The organism is Vibrio sp. THAF64, assembly GCF_009363455.1.
GTDB classification, from domain to species: domain Bacteria; phylum Pseudomonadota; class Gammaproteobacteria; order Enterobacterales; family Vibrionaceae; genus Vibrio; species Vibrio coralliilyticus.
In genome coordinates, this window is record NZ_CP045356.1 from 1,442,809 (window position 1) to 1,463,939 (window position 21,131).

At 46.8% G+C, this 21,131-nt stretch carries 21 protein-coding genes; 12 read left to right on the forward strand and 9 right to left on the reverse strand.

Annotation, left to right across the window (positions count from 1 at the left end):
- The first annotated feature begins 107 nt into the window (after window positions 1-107).
- Window positions 108-845 (forward strand): RNA methyltransferase, encoded by a 738-nt coding sequence (locus FIU99_RS23005; protein ID WP_006961565.1) that lies wholly within the window; start codon window positions 108-110, stop codon window positions 843-845.
- 66 nt (window positions 846-911) lie between these two features.
- On the opposite strand, the gene fdxA is transcribed toward FIU99_RS23005, so the two are convergent.
- Entirely contained in the window at window positions 912-1,235 is a 324-nt protein-coding gene (gene fdxA / locus FIU99_RS23010) for a ferredoxin FdxA (RefSeq protein ID WP_039952177.1), read from the reverse strand.
- A 204-nt stretch (window positions 1,236-1,439) separates the two neighbouring features.
- Between fdxA and FIU99_RS23015 the strand changes: the two genes are divergently transcribed.
- The gene (locus FIU99_RS23015; protein WP_006961561.1) at window positions 1,440-3,056 is read left to right on the forward strand and encodes an NAD(P)/FAD-dependent oxidoreductase; all 1,617 of its coding nucleotides are present in this window, start codon (window positions 1,440-1,442) and stop codon (window positions 3,054-3,056) included.
- A gap of 36 nt (window positions 3,057-3,092) precedes the next feature.
- Here the strand turns inward: FIU99_RS23015 and FIU99_RS23020 are convergent, their stop codons facing one another.
- A complete protein-coding gene (locus FIU99_RS23020) occupies window positions 3,093-4,028 on the reverse strand; it encodes a LysR family transcriptional regulator (RefSeq protein WP_006961559.1) in 936 nt (311 codons plus the stop codon).
- Window positions 4,029-4,367: 339 nt separating this feature from the next.
- Here FIU99_RS23020 and FIU99_RS23025 point away from each other — a divergent pair, with 339 nt between their 5' ends.
- Together FIU99_RS23025 and FIU99_RS23030 are read left to right on the forward strand one after the other, a co-directional pair.
- A complete protein-coding gene (locus FIU99_RS23025; RefSeq protein ID WP_019274291.1) occupies window positions 4,368-4,820 on the forward strand; it encodes an Lrp/AsnC family transcriptional regulator in 453 nt (150 codons plus the stop codon).
- Window positions 4,821-4,965: 145 nt separating this feature from the next.
- A complete protein-coding gene (locus tag FIU99_RS23030; protein WP_152472564.1) occupies window positions 4,966-5,871 on the forward strand; it encodes a DMT family transporter in 906 nt (301 codons plus the stop codon).
- Window positions 5,872-5,902: 31 nt separating this feature from the next.
- On the opposite strand, the gene FIU99_RS23035 is transcribed toward FIU99_RS23030, so the two are convergent.
- Together FIU99_RS23035 and FIU99_RS23040 are read right to left on the reverse strand one after the other, a co-directional pair.
- Window positions 5,903-6,568 (reverse strand): hypothetical protein, encoded by a 666-nt coding sequence (locus FIU99_RS23035; protein ID WP_006961551.1) that lies wholly within the window; start codon window positions 6,566-6,568, stop codon window positions 5,903-5,905.
- 65 nt (window positions 6,569-6,633) lie between these two features.
- Complete coding sequence (locus FIU99_RS23040) at window positions 6,634-7,065, reverse strand: cytochrome c (protein ID WP_006961549.1); 432 nt, start codon at window positions 7,063-7,065, stop codon at window positions 6,634-6,636.
- Window positions 7,066-7,208: 143 nt separating this feature from the next.
- On the opposite strand from FIU99_RS23040, the gene FIU99_RS23045 reads away from it, so the two are divergent.
- From FIU99_RS23045 to FIU99_RS23065, 5 genes are all read left to right on the forward strand, one after another.
- A complete protein-coding gene (locus FIU99_RS23045; RefSeq protein ID WP_006961547.1) occupies window positions 7,209-7,835 on the forward strand; it encodes a cytochrome b/b6 domain-containing protein in 627 nt (208 codons plus the stop codon).
- 25 nt (window positions 7,836-7,860) lie between these two features.
- Window positions 7,861-8,289 carry a MarR family winged helix-turn-helix transcriptional regulator gene (locus FIU99_RS23050; RefSeq protein WP_152472565.1) on the forward strand — a complete coding sequence of 143 codons (429 nt, stop codon included), beginning with the start codon at window positions 7,861-7,863 and terminating at the stop codon, window positions 8,287-8,289.
- A 13-nt stretch (window positions 8,290-8,302) separates the two neighbouring features.
- Window positions 8,303-9,301 carry a succinylglutamate desuccinylase/aspartoacylase family protein gene (locus tag FIU99_RS23055; protein WP_006961545.1) on the forward strand — a complete coding sequence of 333 codons (999 nt, stop codon included), beginning with the start codon at window positions 8,303-8,305 and terminating at the stop codon, window positions 9,299-9,301.
- A 251-nt stretch (window positions 9,302-9,552) separates the two neighbouring features.
- Window positions 9,553-11,031, forward strand: coding sequence for a putative basic amino acid antiporter YfcC (gene yfcC / locus FIU99_RS23060; RefSeq protein WP_039952265.1), 1,479 nt, complete (start codon window positions 9,553-9,555; stop codon window positions 11,029-11,031).
- Between the two features lie 105 nt (window positions 11,032-11,136).
- A complete protein-coding gene (locus FIU99_RS23065) occupies window positions 11,137-12,126 on the forward strand; it encodes a succinylglutamate desuccinylase/aspartoacylase family protein (RefSeq protein WP_006961540.1) in 990 nt (329 codons plus the stop codon).
- A 32-nt stretch (window positions 12,127-12,158) separates the two neighbouring features.
- Here FIU99_RS23065 and FIU99_RS27395 read toward each other — a convergent pair whose 3' ends face one another.
- The 5 genes from FIU99_RS27395 to FIU99_RS23085 form a co-directional block, all read right to left on the reverse strand.
- Window positions 12,159-12,311, reverse strand: coding sequence for a hypothetical protein (locus FIU99_RS27395; RefSeq protein WP_006961538.1), 153 nt, complete (start codon window positions 12,309-12,311; stop codon window positions 12,159-12,161).
- 66 nt (window positions 12,312-12,377) lie between these two features.
- Window positions 12,378-13,673, reverse strand: a complete 1,296-nt coding sequence (locus tag FIU99_RS23070) for a HAMP domain-containing sensor histidine kinase (protein ID WP_006961536.1) — start codon at window positions 13,671-13,673, stop codon at window positions 12,378-12,380.
- Window positions 13,670-14,347: a response regulator transcription factor gene (locus FIU99_RS23075; protein ID WP_006961534.1), complete on the reverse strand. Its 678-nt coding sequence runs from the start codon at window positions 14,345-14,347 to the stop codon at window positions 13,670-13,672. The genes FIU99_RS23070 and FIU99_RS23075 overlap by 4 nt, the downstream gene beginning before the upstream one ends.
- 6 nt (window positions 14,348-14,353) lie before the next feature.
- Window positions 14,354-15,241, reverse strand: a complete 888-nt coding sequence (locus FIU99_RS23080) for a sterol desaturase family protein (protein ID WP_006961532.1) — start codon at window positions 15,239-15,241, stop codon at window positions 14,354-14,356.
- Window positions 15,242-15,261: 20 nt separating this feature from the next.
- Window positions 15,262-15,819, reverse strand: coding sequence for a hypothetical protein (locus tag FIU99_RS23085; RefSeq protein WP_006961530.1), 558 nt, complete (start codon window positions 15,817-15,819; stop codon window positions 15,262-15,264).
- 157 nt (window positions 15,820-15,976) lie between these two features.
- Here FIU99_RS23085 and FIU99_RS23090 point away from each other — a divergent pair, with 157 nt between their 5' ends.
- From FIU99_RS23090 to FIU99_RS23100, 3 genes are read left to right on the forward strand one after another with little or no spacing between them, the layout of a single operon-like run.
- Entirely contained in the window at window positions 15,977-16,864 is an 888-nt protein-coding gene (locus FIU99_RS23090) for an ABC transporter six-transmembrane domain-containing protein (protein ID WP_085058165.1), read from the forward strand.
- Window positions 16,854-17,996 carry an efflux RND transporter periplasmic adaptor subunit gene (locus tag FIU99_RS23095; protein ID WP_006961528.1) on the forward strand — a complete coding sequence of 381 codons (1,143 nt, stop codon included), beginning with the start codon at window positions 16,854-16,856 and terminating at the stop codon, window positions 17,994-17,996. The genes FIU99_RS23090 and FIU99_RS23095 overlap by 11 nt, the downstream gene beginning before the upstream one ends.
- Window positions 17,993-21,082, forward strand: a complete 3,090-nt coding sequence (locus tag FIU99_RS23100; RefSeq protein ID WP_006961527.1) for an efflux RND transporter permease subunit — start codon at window positions 17,993-17,995, stop codon at window positions 21,080-21,082. Before FIU99_RS23095 ends, FIU99_RS23100 begins: the two co-directional genes overlap by 4 nt.
- Window positions 21,083-21,131: the final 49 nt, after the last annotated feature.

The window sequence follows — 21,131 nt, forward strand, 5'->3', positions numbered from 1 at the left end:
TTTTTATGATTGTGGATTAGGGGATGAGACTCTTTAGCTCTGAGGTGCTTTACTCTATAATTGCCGCGCTTTTATCTGGGACATCCCGTTTTCACCTTGGATACATTATGATTTCGAAAAACCAACTCAAATTACTACGTGCTTTAGGCCAAAAGAAACAGCGCAAAGCGCACGGTCTGTTTTTGGTCCAAGGTGAGAAGAACGTACTTGAATTGGTGAACAGTGAGCTTCAAGTAAAACAGATTTTCGCTACTGGCGAATTTTTGACCGCAAACCAAAGTCAATTAAATGATTTTGAATGCATTGAGGCGTCATTAGATGATTTGACCAAAGCCAGTACGCTGGTCAGCAATAACGCAGCAATTGCGGTGGTAGAAATTCCTTCGGTTAAAGTACCTCAAGCTCAGGGCTTGATAATTGCTCTGGATGGCGTGTCAGACCCCGGTAATCTCGGCACCATCATTCGTGTTGCTGACTGGTATGGCATCAAGCATATTGTCGCGAGTAAAGATTGCGCGGACCCGTACAACCCGAAAACCATCAGTGCCACTATGGGCAGTTTTGGCCGTGTCACAGTCAGTCAACTGGATCTGCCAAGTTACTTAGAGCAGGCAAGCATTCCTGTATATGGCGCGTTCTTGGAAGGCGAAAGTATCCACAAAACGGAATTTAACGCTGAGGGTATTCTTCTGATGGGCAGTGAATCTCATGGTATACGTGAGCAAGCCGCTAAGTTTGTCACCGACAAGATAACCATTCCCGCTTTTGGTGGTGCAGAGTCACTCAACGTGGCGATGGCGACGGGAATTATTTTAGATAACTTGCGTCGTCAGCATGGTGAATAAAAAGTCCTGAATGCAAAAAAAGCGCAGTGATTTACTGCGCTTTTTTGTATCTGAAGGTAGAGTGCTTTATTTCTCTAGCATACCCAGCTTATCTGGCACACCATTCCACTTCTCGGCTTCATCCATAGCTGGCTTAACTTCGGTTTGCACAGGCCATAGTTCGGCAAGTTGGGCATTTAGCTCAACGTAAAGCGTTTGGTCTGCAGGCACTTCGTCTTCCTGAAAAATAGCATTCGCGTCACACTCATCGACACATAAGCCGCAGTCAATGCATTCAATCGGATTGATCACCATGAAGTTTGGCCCTTCGTGGAAGGCATCTGCAGGGCATACTGCTACACAGTCAGTATATTTACATTGAATGCAGTTATCGGTTACGACGAACGCCATGATGATCCGCTCTTAAGTTAATCAAAAATTGAGGAATGGGGATAATACTCATCCCAAGGCAAAATTCAACATCCTCTACCGTGAATGTTTTGTTCTCGCCTGATTTAGTATGACAGACAATTCAAATTCTCGTAAAATGCGCGCCATTGTGAGCTGGTCGCTGAGCGACTCTGGCTAAGACACCTGATATTACGAGACATCAACATGATACGTTTAACTGAAATTAAACTCCCTCTCGACCACGAGGAAGAGGCACTGATTGCCGCCATCACCAAAAAACTCGGTATTTCTGAAGACCAAGTGATCTCTTTCAATGTATTTCGACGTGGTTACGATGCTCGTAAAAAGACAAATATTCTGTTGATTTACACACTTGATGTTGTCGTTGAAAACGATGAGCCATTGTTGGTGAAATTTGCGGATGACCCGCATGTTAAACAGACTCCAGATATGGAGTACAAGTTTGTCGCTAAGGCTCCAGAGAACATCACTGAACGTCCGGTGGTTATCGGCTTCGGCCCTTGTGGCTTGTTTGCTGCATTGATTCTAGCGCAAAGCGGCTTTAAGCCGATTGTGGTTGAGCGAGGTAAAGAAGTTCGTGAGCGTACCAAAGATACCTTTGGCTTTTGGCGTAAACGTACTCTGAACACAGAGTCCAATGTACAGTTCGGTGAAGGCGGGGCAGGTACGTTCTCCGACGGCAAACTCTACAGTCAGGTTAAAGATCCAAACTTCTACGGCAGAAAGGTGATCACTGAGTTCGTGGAAGCGGGCGCACCAGAAGAAATTCTATACGTCAGTAAGCCACATATTGGTACCTTTAAACTGGTGACCATGATTGAGAAAATGCGCGCGAAAATCATCGAGCTGGGTGGTGAGATCCGCTTTAGCACTCGCGTCGATGATATCCACATGGACGGAGAGCAAATTACAGGTCTAACACTATCAAACGGTGAAGAGATTCAATCTCGTTATGTTGTGTTAGCGGTTGGACACAGTGCACGTGACACCTTTGAAATGCTGCATGAGCGTGGTGTTTATATGGAAGCTAAGCCGTTTTCTGTCGGCTTCCGTGTTGAGCACAAGCAATCGATGATTGATGAAGCACGTTTTGGTCCTAATGCAGGTAACCCTATTTTGGGTGCTGCGGACTATAAGCTGGTTCACCATTGTAAGAATGGCCGCACCGTTTACAGCTTCTGTATGTGTCCGGGTGGCACAGTGGTTGCGGCAACGTCAGAAGAAGGCCGCGTTGTGACTAATGGTATGAGCCAGTATTCGCGCTCAGAACGTAACGCAAACAGTGCAATTGTTGTAGGTATTGATCCTGAGCGAGATTACCCTGGTGATCCTCTGGCTGGTATCCGTTTCCAGCGTGAGCTTGAGTCAGGTGCTTATGTACTAGGTGGCGAAAACTATGATGCACCAGCGCAGAAAATTGGTGACTTCCTGAAAGGTCGCGATCCAAGTGAGATCGGTGACGTTCAACCATCATTTACGCCAGGTATCCATCTGACAGATATTTCTAAAGCGCTACCGGATTTTGCAATCGAAGCGATTCGTGAAGCTATTCCTGCTTTTGATAAGAAGATTAAAGGGTTCGCGTCAGAAGACGGTTTACTAACAGGTGTTGAGACTCGTACCTCTTCGCCAGTATGCATTAAACGTGGCAAAGACTTCCAGAGCATCAATTTGAAAGGCTTCTTCCCTGCTGGTGAAGGTGCGGGCTACGCAGGTGGTATCCTATCTGCGGGCATTGATGGTATTAAAGTGGCAGAGGCGCTGGCCAAAGCCATGGTGGCAGATATCGACAACGCATAGGGCTTTTGATGATGAGTAAAAGGGTAGCTAAGTAGTTTAGCTGCCCTTTTTTATTTGCTGCTGTTCATTGAAGCGACTTTGCAAGTACTCGATAAAAGTCTTAATCTGGCTGGGTATGTATTTAGATTGAGCATATTGAGCAATAATTTTGCCTTGGTAGTTTCCACCGACATGCCAGTCTTTTAGCACCTCAACTACGTCTCCTGAATCGATGTAAGGCTGAATCACGAACTCAGGAAAAACAGAAATTCCTACTCCACGTAATACCGCTTCTCGGCGAATTTCACTGTGGTTTACCGCGAATGAACCAATCACATTTATCGATAGTTTTTTATTGTTATTGGTGAAGTCCCATATTCGATCTTTTGGATTCTCCCCTAAACACAGGCAGTTATGCTCAGATATATCTTTTGGGTGCGTGGGCATACCATGCTTTTCAATGTAGGAAGGACTGGCACACATGATCAGACGACACTGGCTTAATTGTTTGGCGATTAGGCCTTCTGTGGGGTTGTCAGTGATATGGATGAGTATGTCTACTTCATCACCTATTGGATCGATATAGTGATCGGCGGCTTTTAGCTGCAATGAGATATTGGGGTAGTAGTCGATGAAATCCAAAATCATCGGCATCAAAACTTGTCGTGACAGGGCTTTTGGTGCTGCGACTCGTAACGCGCCGGATACATTCGTTTTGTCAGCTTGAGCGGCGGATATCGCCATTTTGGCTGAGTTCATCATGTCATTGCAAAGGCTATAAACTTCTTGCCCTGTGGTGCTCAGGCGCATTTTTCGGGTAGTTCTTTCCAGTAGCCTTTCCTGCAATGCACTTTCCAGCCTAGTAATAGAACGACTAACGGAAGACGGTGAGACACCTAACTTCTGGGCGGTTTTTGAAAAACTTCCTGACTCGACAACACTGACGAAAATTGCCATCTCTGATAAGAGAGGGATTAATTTATTTGTGTCCACAGTGCAATTATCCTTTGCATTTTGGCTGTATTGTTTCGCTCAAGTTACTTATGGATACTGAGCAAGTCAATTGACAGTATCCCCAGTGCTTTCAATACGTGATGTATGAACAAATAAGAAGTGCTGGTGATGCATCTCAATGATTATCCAGTTAGCTCGTGACTAGAGCGTCGAATCATTGTGAACAAGGGTGAGCTGTCTGGTTTTGATGGTTATGACGGATAGCTCCACTCTCGAAAAACAACCGACTTTACCCCAGTAGAGTTGTATCGACTCTCTTTACCAAAAACCATCAACCTATAAAAAGCAAATGAATAATAACAACGTAAGGCAGGATATATGATGTCAACGACTAACCTTCAGGGCCTAGATAAACTGGATCGGAAAATTCTCTCTAACCTTTTATCTAATGGCCGCGAGTCAATCGCTAACTTATCGCGTAACATTGGCTTGTCGCGCACCGCAGTTACCGAGCGCATCAACCGGTTGGAAAAAACCGGTATCATTAAAGGCTACACCGCACAGATCAGAGTTGAGCAAGAAGGCAGAACAGCAGCAAGTTACTTGCTGATTTCATGTGAGAAAGGCAAAAAGAATAATGTGACGGAAGCTCTTAGAGAGATTCCAGAGGTAAGGCTGACGAGTATCGTGGGAGGATCTTATGACATTATTGCTCTCATTGAAGCGCCAGATCTTCAGTCGATATATACCCTGTGTAACGAAATAGAGTCGTTTAACGGCATTCAGTCATTAAACAACACCGTAGTACTGCATCAAACTATTCAACGTTAATCTTTTTCGAGATTTGGGCCTGAACCATTAAAACAAATCTCGTGATTCAGTGTTTTTATCACCAACTACAAAGGACTTATTTATTTGGACAAGTGCGCGTACAGGGACGTACTCGCAATAGCATTCACAAGGATGGAGGAATGAAATGACAACAGCTGCAAATTCGCTAAAAAAAGGGAATGTGAGGTTCCCCGTAACGGAATCATTGTTGTTGCTGGTTGCGATATTTTGGGGGACGAGTTACGGCCTGACGAAAAGTGCCTTGGCATACACAAGTGTTCTGGTGTTTATCTCGATACGATTTTCGATCACCTTTTTATGTCTGTTACCTGTGGTGATTCGAGACTTTCGCCGGGGATTGAATAAAGACTGGAAGATAGCGATTCCCACTGGTTTTATTCTATCGGCGATTTTTTTCTGTGAAGTGTTTGGCGTTTCCCAAACCTCAGCATCAAACGCGGCGTTTTTGATCAGCATGTCTGTCATTCTGACCGCTTTCGCAGAGCTGTTGATCAATAAAAAGAAGGTCAGTAATACCTTATGGGGGCTAACGGCTTGCAGTGTGGCTGGCGTTTTATTACTGACGAGCGAAGAGAGTGTTGAGTTTTCCCTAAACAGTGGTGATTACTTCATTTTAACGGCAGCTCTGCTCCGTGCATTAATGGTTACTATGACCAAGCGGTTTACGGAAGGTAAGGTGATCACCACATCAACCTTAACATCGCTCCAATCATTAGTTGTGGCATTGGTGGCGATTGTATGCGCCGTCACTTACTTACCTACATCTGAGTTTGTTGTTCCTGCTTCATGGGAGTTTTGGCTAACGGTCATCTATCTCGTCTTGTTCTGTACCTTGTTTGCCTTTTATGTTCAGAACTATGCAGTGCGCCGTACGTCTCCAACGCGCGTATCCTTGCTGATGGGGAGTGAGCCGTTATTCGGCGCCCTATTTGCTATGGCTTGGTTGCAGGAGTCGTTCACTACAATGCAGGTTATTGGTGGGGTGTTAATTTTGTTTAGTGTTGTGGTCACGTCGACCAAAGAATCTTAAATAAAAGCGGACTTTACAGTCCGCTTTTTTATTATCGACTTAAGCTAATCTTGTGGCCTAAGTGCTGAATTTCGATAGTGGCATAACCTAGAGTTACCGCTTCAAACTGGTTACTGAGTTCACGAGCATGCTGTGCATCTTTTGCAAGGAAAGAGACTGAGTAAATGGGGCGTACGACACCATTAGATAGTTTCTGCGTATCAAGATAAGAGGAGGTAATAAACCCAGCTTGATTGAGGCTGATGACACGCTGCAAGTCGATGCCTAATACTCTGTCCATTTCAAGCGCTTCTATGCCTTCTTTCCAAGTGATGACAACACCGTAGTTGTTGTAGACAGGCGTGTTATCTAGCCATTTAGATCCCAACATGCGGATGTTACTGATCTTGACCAGCTCCTTTTGGTACATAGGCAAGTCTTTTAGCTTACGCTGTACATCGGCTTCGCTGTCTGCCTCAAGTACGAACCTCAATAACTGAATCGGTTTGCCATCCACTTTGCTTCGAATAACAAACATATCTTTGACAGCTCCTTGCTCAATTAACTCGCCAAATGCGGCTTTTTGTTCTGGTAGCGTTTTTAATACTTGCTCAGCATTGTCTGTGTTCCATGATAGCTCGACGCCATAGTCCGCAGCGAAGACGGTACCTGAAATAAAAAGAGAGATTAAGAGTACGGATGAGCGAATAAATTTCATGTTATTTCCTTAATAGTTTGAAAATGGCTGTATTTGTTATTGCTGTCTGTTGTTATTAAATGAAGTTACCAGCGAGAACGGTAGCTGCGATGGCAACTGCGGCAGGTATCTTGAGCGCTTTCAAAACCTGATTCGGCCATCTTAATGTCTTTGTTCTGGCTCGCTTGATAGAGGTCTTGAAAGCCTTGATCCATTTGTGTGAGCAATTGATTGAATTTGTCTGGTTTACTCCAGATTTCAGGCTTTGCTTTGCTATCTACATGGCTACCTTGCGGAAAAAGAGTCAGCAGCGTTTGACTGTGGTTTGCTAACTTTTGGCTTTGATTTTCAAGCTTTCTCCAATCGGTATCACGGCCATTCAAGGTTTTGTTGACCAGTTTGCTGGTCGATTCAATGCCTTCAAAGGCATTCTGGCGTTCTGTTATCTGCTGACTAAAGTCTTGTGCAATTGCAGTTAAAGGCAGCACCACTGCTAAACCGATGAGTATCTTTTTCATGTGACTCTCTCCTGATTAATCGATCCGAAAGGGATCTTCTTCGTTGATGAAATTAAATTTACACAGCAATAGTTGCAATTGCAACTATTGCTGTGTAAATTTATGCAAAGATTAGTTCATCAACAATACCGTCGAGGTGGAAAATGAAAGTTTGGGATCTGGCGACACGCCTTTATCACTGGTTACAAGCTGTTTTGTTTATTGCATTAATGGCGTCTGGGTTTTCAGGTAACGGCCCGCATGTACAACTCGGGTTAGCCTTGTTCACCCTTATTCTTTGGCGATTAATTTGGGGTTATGTGGGTAGCGAAACCAGCCGTTTCAGGCAGTTTCTACGTTCACCTAAAGTAGTTGTCCGCTATATGATGGGTAGGGCAAGTGCACAACCTGGCCACAATCCAGCGGGTGGGTGGATGGTTGTGGCTATGATCACGGCATTGCTTCTACAGTGCGTTTCTGGTTTGGCGTTAGCTGGGATGTTAGACAATTTGCCTCTGGCGGAGATTTGGCTAACGGATGGCTTATTCAATATGCTGGAAGTGGTGCATTTAACCTTGGCTAATGTTCTTCCGGTTTTGATCGCGCTGCATGTAGGGGCAATTATTGTTTATAAACTGCGTGCTAAGCCGTTAACTTGGGCGATGGTCACTGGTGTTCAGAAAGGCGTGTTTGAGTATCCGGCTCTTCTGTTTGTTTCTCAACTTCGAGCTTTGCTAGTGCTAGTTATAGCTACATCAGTTACCATGACAATTATTGCCTTTTCTTTGTAAATTTACTGGTTGAGAGAACTCGTCGATGAGTGAGACGTTTGATAGACAAAGCAGCTTTGGCTGGTTGATCAATGTGGTGGCGAATGATGCTGCAAAAACCTTTGATACGGAACTAAAAAAGCATGGATTAACACTTGCCCTTTGGCCAACGCTTATGTGTTTGTGGGAAGAGGAAGGCGTGACCCAGCGCGATATCGCTCAGAAATCCAAAGTGGAAAATTCAACTACGACACGCACTCTTGATAAGTTGGAAAATTTAGGTCTGGTTAAGCGTCAGCCTGATCCTAATAGCCGTCGCGCTTTTCGTATTTATCTGACTGATGAAGGAAGAGCGTTAAAGGAAACCTTGGTTCCTATCCCTATGGCGATCAATCAAAAGCTGCTTAGCTCGCTTGATCCTGAAGAGCGTGATGAAATCATCCGCCTGCTGCAAAAAATGGTCGCCGCTGTTTAAGGGAAGAGAACTGATGACGAAGCCACTAAATGAGTGCATTGTGCCTATGTATCCAACGATACAAGCGTTGGACGTTAATGCATTGGAGCCGGGAGAGCATAAGTTCTGGTTTGCGGTTGCCACAGATGCCATTGGTCATCCACAGACATTGCCTGTACGTGTGTTTAAAGGTGATAAACCGGGTAAACGTATCATGATTACCGCAGGTGTTCATGGTGATGAGCAAAACGGAATTCTAACGGCACAAAAACTGGCGCGTGAGTTGGAAGGTCAGTCTATCTCAGGCTGCATTACCATAGTGCCTACTGTTAACCTTTCTGGAATAGCAAGGCATAGTCGAGACTTTCATTCTGCTGCCCCCGATAGCTCATCCGCTAACCTTAACCGCGTCTTCCCAGGTAATCCAAATGGCGATGACGCTAGCCGCTATGCCAATAGCCTTTGGGAGAACTTGCTGAAACCCAATGCGGATTTGGCCATCGATCTCCATTCTCAGACCAGTGGTTCGGCTTATCCTTTATACGCTTTTGCTGACTATCGATTGGATGATTCGATTCGAATGGCAAGACTCATCAATCCCGATGTGATTCTCAATGATCCCGGAGACCCGGGGATTTTGGAAACGGTTTACAACCGAGCTGATATTCCATCCATCACCATTGAAGTTGGGATAGGTCGATACACTGACTTGGAGATGATTCAGCGCGCGACCACGGGAGTACAGAATGTTCTCAAGGATTATCAGCTTATAGAAGGCGATGTTGTCGATCTGGATCACCCTTGTGTGGAAGGCGAGCGAATCACCAGTGTTCGGGCTGAGCAAGGCGGTTTCGTTATTTGCCATGTTGAGCTGATGGATTTGGTTGAAGCAGGGCAGAAGCTGGCCACTCAATACAACAGCTTTGGTGATGAGATCCAGACGTATTACTCACCAATCAAAGCGACTGTGATTAGCCACAATGTTGAGTCGGTTCGTGCTCCGGGGTCATTGGTTGTTCGGTTGATTGATTAGTTATCAATGAGGGTCTTACCATTTATGTGGTTTTTGCCTGAACGACAATATTTAACAGTGATGAAATTATATTATTAAGAATTGCTGTTTTTTCGTATTAAATTGTTTCAAAGGGCGATTTTTAGTTCTTTTATAGTTGAACATACTAACTAATTGTGTGATGTTTTATGCGTTTTTAAACTATAAATATTCATAAAATGTCACACGCTCAAACACAACAATCTGGGGTAGAAAAAGCCCAAACCTGGCAGATGCCGGACACTTTAGTTCTCATCTTTATTATCGGTATCTTCGCTGCCATTCTCACCTACTTTGTACCCGCTGGCTCATTTGAGAGCCAGGAAGTGGCCTACATCGCGGACGGAGTAGAAAAAACACGTTCAGTCATCGACCCTGAATCTTTCTCTTATGAGAGGGATGAGCAAGGGGAACTGGTGTACAACAGCGTTGGTTTTTTTGCATCGGGTGGCGGTATTGGCCTGATGAACTTCCCCTTTGAAGGGCTGGTTTCAGGTTCTAAATGGGGCAGTGCTATTGGCGTTATCATGTTCATGTTGCTTATCGGTGGCTCGTTTGGTGTGGTCATCCGCACTGGCACGATAGACAACGGTATCCTCTATCTGATCGACAAAACAAAGGGCAGCGAGATCTTATTCATTCCAGTGCTGTTTCTGCTGTTTTCTTTGGGCGGAGCCGTTTTTGGTATGGGCGAAGAAGCGGTCGCTTTTGCCATTATTATCGCGCCATTAATGGTGAGATTGGGTTATGACAGCATCACTACCGTAATGGTCACCTATGTCGCGACCCAAATTGGTTTTGCGACGTCTTGGATGAATCCATTTTCCGTTGCAATTGCACAAGGTATTGCCGGAGTTCCGGTGCTGTCTGGGATGACGATGCGAATGGTCATGTGGGCAGGCTTCACCCTACTAGCTATTGGTTTTACCATGGCTTATGCATCGCGAATTAAAGCGAACCCAAGCAAATCGATCACCTACAACACAGATGCTTACTTTAGAAAGCAGGATTCATCAGACCAACCAGCGGTAAAATGGACATTTGGTGATACATTAGTGCTGCTAACCGTGGTTGGCACAACAGCTTGGGTTGTTTGGGGGGTTGTCGCTCACGCATGGTATATCCCAGAAATTGCCTCTCAGTTTTTCACTATGGGCTTCATTGTGGCGATTCTTGGCACGATCTTCCGCCTTAATGGGATGACGTTAAACGAAGCGTCGGCGGCGTTTAAAGATGGTGCAAGTATCATGCTGGCACCTGCGTTACTGGTTGGCTGTGCCAAAGGTGTATTGCTGATCCTTGGCGGAGGTTCAACTGATGAAGCCAGTGTCCTAAACTCGATTTTAAATAGCGCAGGAAGCTTGATCAGCGGTTTGCCAGATGTGATGGCGGCTTGGCTGATGTATGTGTTCCAATCCATCTTTAACTTCTTTGTGACCTCTGGTTCTGGTCAGGCAGCACTTACTATGCCGTTGTTGGCTCCTCTGGCTGACATCACAGGTGTGACACGTCAAGTTGCGGTATTGGCTTTCCAGCTGGGTGACGGCTTTACCAACATCATCGTTCCGACCTCAGCCTCTCTAATGGCTACGCTGGGTGTGTGTCGCATTGACTGGGGCGTTTGGGTCAAGTTCTGTGGTCGCTTTATGTTGATTTTGTTCGGGCTTTCCAGCATCGTCGTGGTTGCCGCGCACATGGCGGGATTTGCCTAACAAAATTCTAATCTGGTGCTATTCACAACTAGCAACAGAGATTAAAGTAAGCTGTTTTTTCAAGGCGAGTGTATGCTCGCCTTTGTTCTATAAGGAAGTTTGGGTATGTCTGACGTTGCCCCTGTGGTGGAACATTTTCCAATTATTCATTCGCTTGATGTTGATTCACTGCAAGCGGGTGAGCATGCGTTTTTATTTGCCGTTGCTACGGACGCACTTGGCTTGTGGCAACAAATGCCTGTCCGAGTATTTAAAGGTGCGAAGCCTGGTCCAAAAGTCATGATCACAGCAGGTGTTCATGGGGATGAGCAAAACGGTATTGTTACCGCTCTGAAAGTAGCAAAAGCGCTGGTAGGGCAATCGCTGGCAGGTTGCGTTACTATCGTCCCGACCATCAACCTAAGCGGCATTCTTCACCATAGTCGTGACTTTCACACCGTTGATCCGGATGTCTCTTCCGCCAACCTCAATCGCTTTTTCCCCGGAGATAAAGCGGGCAATGAAGCAGCGCGTTATTTAGGTAACCTTTGGCAGCATGTACTTAAGCCTAATGCCGAAATCGCGATTGACTTGCATACTCAAACCACCGGCACCAGCTACCCGTTATACGTGTTTGCTGACTACCGCCTTGAACAGGCCAGGACATTAGCTAAGCTAATGAATCCAGATGTTATTTTGAACGATCCGGGTGAGTCAGGCGTTTTGGAGTCCACTTGGAACCAGCATGGTGTACCAAGTATTACTGTGGAGGTCGGTTCTGGCCGATACCATGATGCTGAAATGGTTGAGCGCGCCGCAGAAGGCGTTCTGAATGTGCTGCGTTATCATAAGGTGTTACCAGGTGAGGTTGTTGAAAATGACTCGTGTCTAGAAGGGAAGCAAGTCATCAGCATTCGGGCGAAGCAAGGTGGTTTTGTAGAGCCACAGGTGTCTTTGTTGCAGAAGGTTGAGAAGGGTGAGTTGCTTGCGATTCAATACAACAGTCTAGGGTTTGATGTCGCAAGTTACTATGCCCCGGAATCTGGCACTGTCCTTAGTTGTAACCTAGAAGCACTGCGTTCTCCGGGGTCTCTCATTGTTCGGATGATTAAGTAAACATCGTTTGGTTCGATGTCTTACACATCCCGTTAACTGCGCCAGCTATTACCGAGTAGCAATGAGACACCGACAGAGACTCCCAATGCAATCAGGATATTAGGTAGGGTGAATCCCCAGATAGCGACACAAACCGCAACGGTCACGATTGCCCAAAGTAATGTTTCTAAAATCCAGGTTCCCATGTTTGACTCCTGCTGTTTAACTTGGGAACAAGGATAGTCGATGGCAGGTTAATTTTTGGTTACCGTCTACGATTCATACTCTTTCTGTAAATCGACTTTGGCTAAATAGGTGTCATCTTTCTGCTGATGAATGAAGTGCCAGCCCTGATTTCGACACACTTTTTCAATCAGAGCCAAGCCAATTCCAAAGGACGTTTCGGTGGACTGTTGACTATCCGACAGCTCTACGGGATTGGAGATGGTAATGTGCTCCTCAGACAATTCAATATGGACAATGCCGTCAGCGCTGTGTTGAAAAGCATTGCGTACTAAATTGTTCAGGACAATTTGGATTAGCGCGAGTGGAACCTGCGTTTGTAAAGAGTCTGAGCTGGCGTCCAACTCTACACTGATGTCTTTGCTTTCAATCAGATAGCGATGACTTTCGATGATCTCACTGGCAAGGTGATTGAAGTTGACGCGGCTGGCTTCGAGTTCCGTCTGGGTATTTCGGCTCATCCATAACAACGTGGTGATGAGGGTTTGCATCGTCGCCACCGAACGTTGGATACGAGCAACCGCTCTTTGCCCGCCTCGCGGCATCGAATCAGACAAGCGCCCAAGCATTTCGCCACTGGCAGACATAATCGAGACGGGTGTTCTTAATTCGTGACTGGCGGCTCTGAGAAAGAATTCCTCGCGGTCGATGGCATCTCTTTCATTGCGGACACTTTCGACCAACTGGTTGGCGAGAAGGTCCACCTCGCGATAGCGAAAGCGTTCTAGTTTCTCTGTCTGATTTAGATCCAGCGTTTCCGACCACTGGGAAAGCACGAGAATGGGTTTCGTCAGGCGATAGATCAATAAGCGAATGATCAGAAAGACCAGCAACAGTAAGCCGCCAATCATGATAAAGGCAGAGTTAAATTGGCTGACCGACTCGGGAGGATTGAGCTCAAACAATTCCAGATAAATGGACTCGTCATACTGAGACACCACATACAAGGTGGCATCGATACTGGGGATATGATGGTAGGCGGCATACAGATATTCGCCCGACGCTGCATCGGTGGCGGGGATATAGCGTTCGTAGATGGCGTCGTTCTCAAAGCTGTTCCAGTCGAAGGCGGTCAGAAACTTCTGCGGGACTTGATTGAAATCGAGGTAGACCTGAAGCGTACTGCTTTGAGATTGAGGAAGTTGCCCAGATTTGAGGTACTCGCTTTCCGCCGCTTTAAGCTCGTAAAGAAAGCCATACTTGGCGGCTTCATACAGCCCCGTTTGATAACTCTGATTGATCATCAGTCCATAAATGGCAGTGAGGCTGATGACGATACCAAAAAGGTAGAGGTAGATATCGCGCTTTATACTGACCCGAGTCATGCCTCCTCCTCTCTGATTGTTACCCCTACGCCGTGCACGGTATGAACCAGCTTACTCTCAAAAGGGGCATCGATAGCCTGACGAAGTTTAAATAGGTGGACTTTGAAGCTATCTGGACTAGGAAGCTCATCTCCCCAGACTTCTTCTTCGAGTTTGGTTTTACTGACGACGTTGGGGCTATTGCGCATCAGACAAACCAACATTTTCCAACACACAGGTGGAAGCTTTAAGGTTTGACCCGCACGAGTGGCTTGATGCTTATCCAAGTCGATACTCAGATCACCGACTTTAAGATAGGTGACGGTACCTTGTGAGCGCCGAATCAGCGCTTGCAGACGAATTTTGAGCTCTTCCATGGCAAAAGGTTTAACCAAATAGTCATCAGATCCAGCAGCAAACCCCGTGACTTTGTCATCGAGTGTATCTCTTGCGGTGAGCATCAGAACAGGAGTACTGACGCCTTGCTCTCTGAGTGACTGACAGACGTCAATACCATCCATTTTGGGCATGTTGATGTCGGTGAGTATGATGTCGTATTGATTAGTTAACGCTAGATTAAGCCCTGCTGCGCCATTGTAGGCAAAATCAAACTCAAAGCCGTCTAGCTCCATATAGTCACTGATGGCTTCGGCCAGATCTCTATCGTCTTCGATTAGCAGGGCGTTAATACTCATGATGCTCTATTTCCTTTGTTGTTCTTGTTTCCATGCCCAGATGGGCGGCTTGACCAGAAGCTGTAGGCGATAACTCCAGCTTGGTGCATGCCACAATTGCTGAATCAGTTTGGCATAGCCGTGGAAGTATACTTTAAATGGATTGACGGAATTAATCCGTGGGTAAACTCCGTATTTCACCTCTTCGTCTTCGCGAGCAAAGGTACCAAACATACGATCCCAAATGATCAGAATACCCGCGTAATTCTTATCCAGATATTGCTTATTCGTCGCATGGTGAACCCTATGGTGTGACGGTGTATTGAAGATGGCTTCTATCGGTCTCGGAAACTTCTTCACGGTTTCGGTATGCAGCAGCGTCTGGAATAGCTGAACAAAGGTTTCGCACATCAGGACCACAAAAGGATTAAAACCAAGCAGTATTAACGGCAAATGGAAAAAGAATGGGAAAAACCAGTCTAGCGGCCCGAAGCGGTAAGCCACGGAAATATTAAAATACGGAGAGCTATGGTGCACGGAATGTGTCCCCCACGCTAAGCCGTTGCTGTGCAAAAATCGGTGTTCCCAGTAGTAGGCTAAATCTGCCAGTATCAAGCAACCCAGAATGGTCCAGCCGGTGATAGGAAGATGGGTCATGCTAAGATTCTCATAAGCAAAGACAAACGCTGCAACATAGGCTAAGCCGACAAAGAATATCGTCACTAAGAGGAAAAACAGTGTCACAAAGTTGGTCGCACTGTCACCCAACATATTCCAGCTTAGTTTCTTTTTGAACGCGTATCGAATCAGCTCGATCAAAAAGATCGCAACGGCAATGAGAACAAAGTTATCGTCCACCCAAGTTTCGGTGAAGATAATGGTCGCCTCAGAGAAAATTTGAGACATAAACTCCATAACGTATCTCCTGTGCCTCTTTATTTATAGTAGACAGACAACTGGCTGGATTCCGGTTGTCCTTGTGAATTGAGGTAGTGGATCTCCACTAAAGCATCGACGGACTTTTGGAAATTAATGCGTCTCCAAGCATCCATGAGTTCCGATTCTGAATGCTGACCTCTATGCATCAGTAGCTCTGCCTCTTCAATGGCAGGGAGTGTGACTAAGTCGCTCGCCAATGGGCTCTTTTCGGTTGGGTAGCCTATGGTGACTTGAGCTTCAGTAAAGTCGCTATTGAGGTCTTGATACAAGACAACGATTCTGTCTAAGTTGTCTGGGAGTTTATCGGGCTCAACTAGCTTGCGATCGAATTCTCGCCACAGCGAAGGTAAGGACTCAAGGGAGATTGTTTTGGTCACTCCACGTAAGTATTGCTGCGGCGTATCGCCTCGTTTCATGTCACGAGAAACATCGCTTGATTCATTTTTGATCTGCGCTTGCTGCTTGCTGTCAGCCATCGCTGGCTGAAGTACAACCAGCCCCCAAACAAAGCCAGTAATCACGGCAGTGGCCAGTATTGAAGCGAACAGTTTCATTTCATCTCCGTCCCATATTTACTGTTGTGTTAAATATGGCGAGAAGAATAAGCGCGAAGGGGTTAACAAAAGGTTACTGCCCAAAACAGCAATCTGGGACACTTTTTCTGGTTAATAATTGGTAATACTGGCGCCACATTCATTTGTGGGGTCAATAATGCTGTTCAATCAACCCATCACACTTCGGTCCGTTATCCGGCTGAGTCCCATTAAAGTCATGTTTACTTGGCTGATGGTTCTGGCTGAGAACGTATTTATGATTTTGCTGCCGCTGTTTATCGGTTTTGCTATTGATGGTGTGCTTAAGCAAAACTTGCAGCCGTTGCTTATGTTTGCAGCGATCTTGTTTGTACTGGTGGTCATCAGCGTTGCACGTCGTTTTTACGATACTCGCGTTTATGGCGGGATCCGAGTGCGGTTGTCCAATTTGGTTGAGCGTAATTTGCGCGGTCAATCGGTATCAGTCAAAGACGCCCGACTGTCCATGTCCCGCGAGCTGGTAGATTTTCTAGAAGAAGATTTACCATCGCTGATTACTGCCGTTGTGCAGTTGGTCGCTACCGTTGTCATTCTCGCCACTTTTCATATCAAACTTGCATTATGCGTATTGATCGCAGGGCTGAGTATGCTGCTGATTTATGCTCTGTTCCATCAAACCTTTACGCGACTTAACGGCGCGTTAAACGATCAGTTAGAGCAACAGGTTCGCGTGCTCAGCGGTCAGCCTTTTGCGGCGATTAGAACGCACTTCGAACGCTTGAAACGCTGTGAAATCAAACTGTCCGATACCGAAGCGCTGGTGTATGGGCTGATCTTTATTGTTTTATTTGCCGCAGTCCTAACCAACCTTTGGATGGTCAGTATTCTTACTGATCCTACTGTGGGTCAGGTTTTTTCCATCGTAACTTACTCACTCGAATTCGTGGAAACGGCAGTGATGTTGCCTATCACACTGCAAACCTTGTCGCGTCTGATGGAGATCAGCCAACGACTAAATCAAAACCCCGCTCAATTGGCTGTAGAGGAGAAGCCTTATGAAATTTAAAAAGACTCTTGCAATATTAGCTGGCTGTGGGGCAATTTTCGCGGCATTAGTGGTTGTAGATGTTTTAGAGCCTCAGCCAGTTGTGATTGAGCAAAAAGCGCCGAGCAAAACCCCCGTTTCGGTACTGCAAGTGACGCCGGAAGATCACGATTCCAATTTGACTTTGCTGGCAACAACCACCGCGCGTTGGCCGATTCAACTTAAGGCTTCAAGCAGCGCTCAATTAGAGTGGTTGAATCCCGATATCGAACCGGGCGTACTGGTGAAAAAAGGGACCTTGTTGGCGAAGCTCAATACGAGCGCTTTAGAGTCTAATCTGGCTCAGGCAAACAGCAGTGTTAAGCAGGCAGAGCTAAACCTGAAACAGGCACAGCACGAACAAACGGTCGCGTTAAAAATGTTATCACCGACCAAAAGCTCACCGTTTGCTCGCCGTGAGCCACAGGTGTTGGCAGCCAAGGCAGAGTTGGCGCAGGCAAAACAGGCTTACACCAGTGCAGCAAAGTTGCTTGAGGAAGCAAGTATTGCAGCGCCGTTTGATGCTGTGATCATGCGTCGTAACATCAGCCCCGGTGAATGGTTGGAAGCCGGGCAGGTGACTTTTGAACTCGCCGCCAGCGACTCACTGGATGTCGAGCTGCCTGTTTCGGAAATTCACTGGCAGCAGGTGCAATCCGCGTTGCGTCAGCCTGAGATTAAAATTGTGAATCGAGATGGCAGCGAGTGGCAGGCACAGGTTCGATATCTCTCGCCTCAGGCTGATCCAACCACACGTCAGCGACAAGTGGTTTTGTCTGTTCGCGAACCTTATCAAGGAATGACTCGTTTACTGCCTAATCAACAGGTGAAAGTCATCGTTAGTCTCGGCTTACGGCCTGAAATTGTGACCTTGCCACTCAGTGCGATCACACGAGATGGATACGTCTGGACACTTGATGAGCAGAACCGATTGCAGAAAGAGTGGGTTACGCAAATAGGACAAGCACGTAAACAGGTATATGCCCGCTTTGATCAGGACAGCGCTAAGGCACGTCAGGTGGTGGTGTACCCACTGCTGTCGATGCTACCGGGGAAGCAAGTCGCTCCTCAAGCTGCGCAGATATTGGTTGCGAAGCAGGAGGGTAATCAATGAGCTGGCTGACTAAGTGGTTTATCAACAACCCAGTAGGGGCGAATCTGTTGATGCTTGCGATCATCGCCAGTGGTGTTATGGCGTTTGGTCAACTCCGTGTGGAGTCTTTTCCGCAGATTGCGCCGTCATCGGTTGTGATCAATGTTGCCTACCCGGGAGGTACAGCTAAACAGATTGATGAGAGTGTTACACAGCGAATTGAAGAGTCCATCAGTGGCATTTCCGGTATTAAACAGGTGACCAGCCAGTCTAGCGCAGGAATGTCGAGTGTTGTTGTACGCAAAACCAGCAGCGCCGACCTCAATAAGCTGCTGGATGATGTACGTAACCGAGTGAACGCCATCAATGGTTTTCCTGCTCAAGCTGAAAAGCCTCAGGTGGTTAGAAATGAATTTACTAACTTGGCCGCTTTTGTTGTCGTTTCGGGGCCACGCAGCGATGAGCAACTTCAACCCATCGCAAGACAGGTCGAGCAAGCGCTAAAAAGTAATCCAAAGATTTCTAAAGTATCCAACTGGGGAAGTCGCAAGCCACAACTTATCATTGAACCAGATCCAGCGCAGCTCAAGAAACTGGGTTTGAGTCTGGAAGATTTAGCCAGCACCATCGGACAGATGTCACTTGAATCTCGCACAGGTGAGCTGATCAGTGACAAGGGCCGCATGGTTATCCGTGGTGATGGCTACGCCGATGACGTACAGAAGCTGCGTCGTTTGGCGATCGTCTCTCGCCCATCTGGTACCGTCTATTTAGGTGACATCGCTAAGCTGAGTCGTGGCTATGAGCGTAGTGGCTCCATTGTGCGCAATAATGGCATCAATGCTATCGCTCTGCTGATCAGCACCAGCCAGACCGACAACCTGCTCAAAGTGAGTGATGCAATTAAGGATACCTTGGCGGAGCAACGCAAAATCCTGCCTTCAGACATTGAGCTGAATACCATGGCAGATATGGCGCCCTATATTGAAGAGCAACTGTTCAGGCTCGGTGATAATGCGTGGCAAGGCCTTTTGATTGTTGTGGTGCTACTGGGCATTTTTCTTGAGCTGAAACTGGCATTTTGGGTGGCCGTGGGTATACCAGTCGCTATCGCAGGTACCTTAGGAGCGATGCAACTGGCTAACTACAGCATCAATGACATCACTTTGTTTGGCTTTATTCTGGTATTGGGGATTCTAGTCGATGATGCCGTGGTTGTTGGCGAGGCCATTCACGAGCAGCGAGGCAAACATGCGAGTGGGCGCAAAGCGGCATGGCACGGTGTACACTCGGTTACCGTTGCAACGGTATTTGGTGTTTTGACCACTATTGCGGCATTTTCGCCAATGCTTTGGATTAACAACGATTTTGCCAAGATTCTGGCTGGGTTCTCCGCTGTGGTGATATTTGCGCTGATCTTCTCTCTGATTGAAAGTAAGTTTATTCTGCCATCACACCTAGCGCAGTTGTCCGTGAGTAAAAAATCTAATGGCATTTTCTCTCGCATTCAGTCTGTGGCTCAAGGTGGTTTGGAGTGGTTCAATTTCAGAGTGTATAAGCCCACCTTGGAAAAGGTGTTGGATTACAAACTGGCATCACTGCTGGGCTTTGTCGCCGCTATCGTACTGGCGTATGGCATGTGGTCTACTGGGACGATTCGAAGTGCCATTTTCCCCGAAATCCCCGGTCGATACGTTACCGCGAAAGTTGAGCTAGAAGACGGTGCCCCTTTGCCGTTACAAAAGAAAGCCTTAGATCAAATCGAACAGGCGATGATCAACGTCGAAGACGAGCTGATGCAAGACTACCCGTTGAGCCAGCCACCCGTGGTAAACCTGCTTGCGTGGTCGGGTGGTTATGGAGAGGTGGAAGTGACCGCCGAGCTAACCAGTGAAGCCCTGAGCCTCTTGCCGGGTAATTTACTGACCGATAGTTGGCGTACTCATACTGGGAACATTGAAGGAGCCTATTCAGTTCAGTTTAGTGCGGCTGAAGCGCCTGCTGGTGGAACATTCATCTCGATATCATCCAGCGACCGTGAACTTGCTAAGCGCGTCAGTAGCCAGTTAGTGGACAAACTGGCTGCTTTGCCTGGCGTGGCGGATATTTATGATGATGGTAAAAGCGGCCAGCCTCAGGTGCGGCTAGTGCTGAATGAATACGGTCAACAGCTCGGATTGACGCAAGACAAGTTGGCGCGATTGGCGGGTGAGGCATTTGGTGAGCGAGAAATTCACCGCCTGTTAGAACAAGGCCAAGAAACTAAGGTGCTGTTGCAGTATCCTCGTTCAGAGCGTAAAACCCTCGCTCAGCTTGAGCAGACGATGGTGTTGCTGTCTGAAGGGAAGAGTGTCTTACTCGGTGATATTGCTGAATTTCGTCATGAGCAGGAGCCTCAGATACTCTACCGACGTAATCGTGAGCAAGTGGTAAACCTCTATTGGAAGCAAAACCGAGACGTTCAGGCGCCTGAGCAGACAATGGCTCAGCTCAGCTCTGAGATCAAAACGCTGCATCAGCAGTATCCAGGAGTTCGGATCAAAGCAGGCGGCGAATTTGAAGAGATTGGTGAAGTCTCTGACGGCTTCCGCTCAGCGATGATTTTGACCATTCTGCTGATTTACATCTTGTTGGCGGTTCCGCTGAAGTCTTATTGGCAGCCATTCATCATCATGGCGGTGATTCCATTTGGTTTTGCTGGGGCGATCTTTGGGCACTACTTGATGGATCTGCCAATCAGTTTGCTGTCTATGTTTGGCATGATGGCAATGACGGGAATAGTGATCAATGACTCATTGGTACTGATCACGCGCTTTAATGCAGAATACCGCAGTGGTGTACCGCTAAAGCAGGCATTAGTCACGGCTGGAACCAGTCGCTTGCGGGCCATTTTTCTCACCACGATAACAACAGTATGTGGCTTGTTACCACTACTCAGTGAAACGGCTGAGCAGGCTCAGTATCTTAAACCTGCTGCGGTTTCTCTGGTGTTTGGCGAATTGTTCGCTACTGCGGTGACGTTACTGCTGATCCCTATATTGTTGGGGATGACCAGTCGTAAGGCGCCTAAAGTGATGGAAGATGAGTTGGCGCTTGAGCCTGCATAATGCTGAGCGTAATTGATTTTATTCGGTTGGCGGGCGATAGTGATCCTGT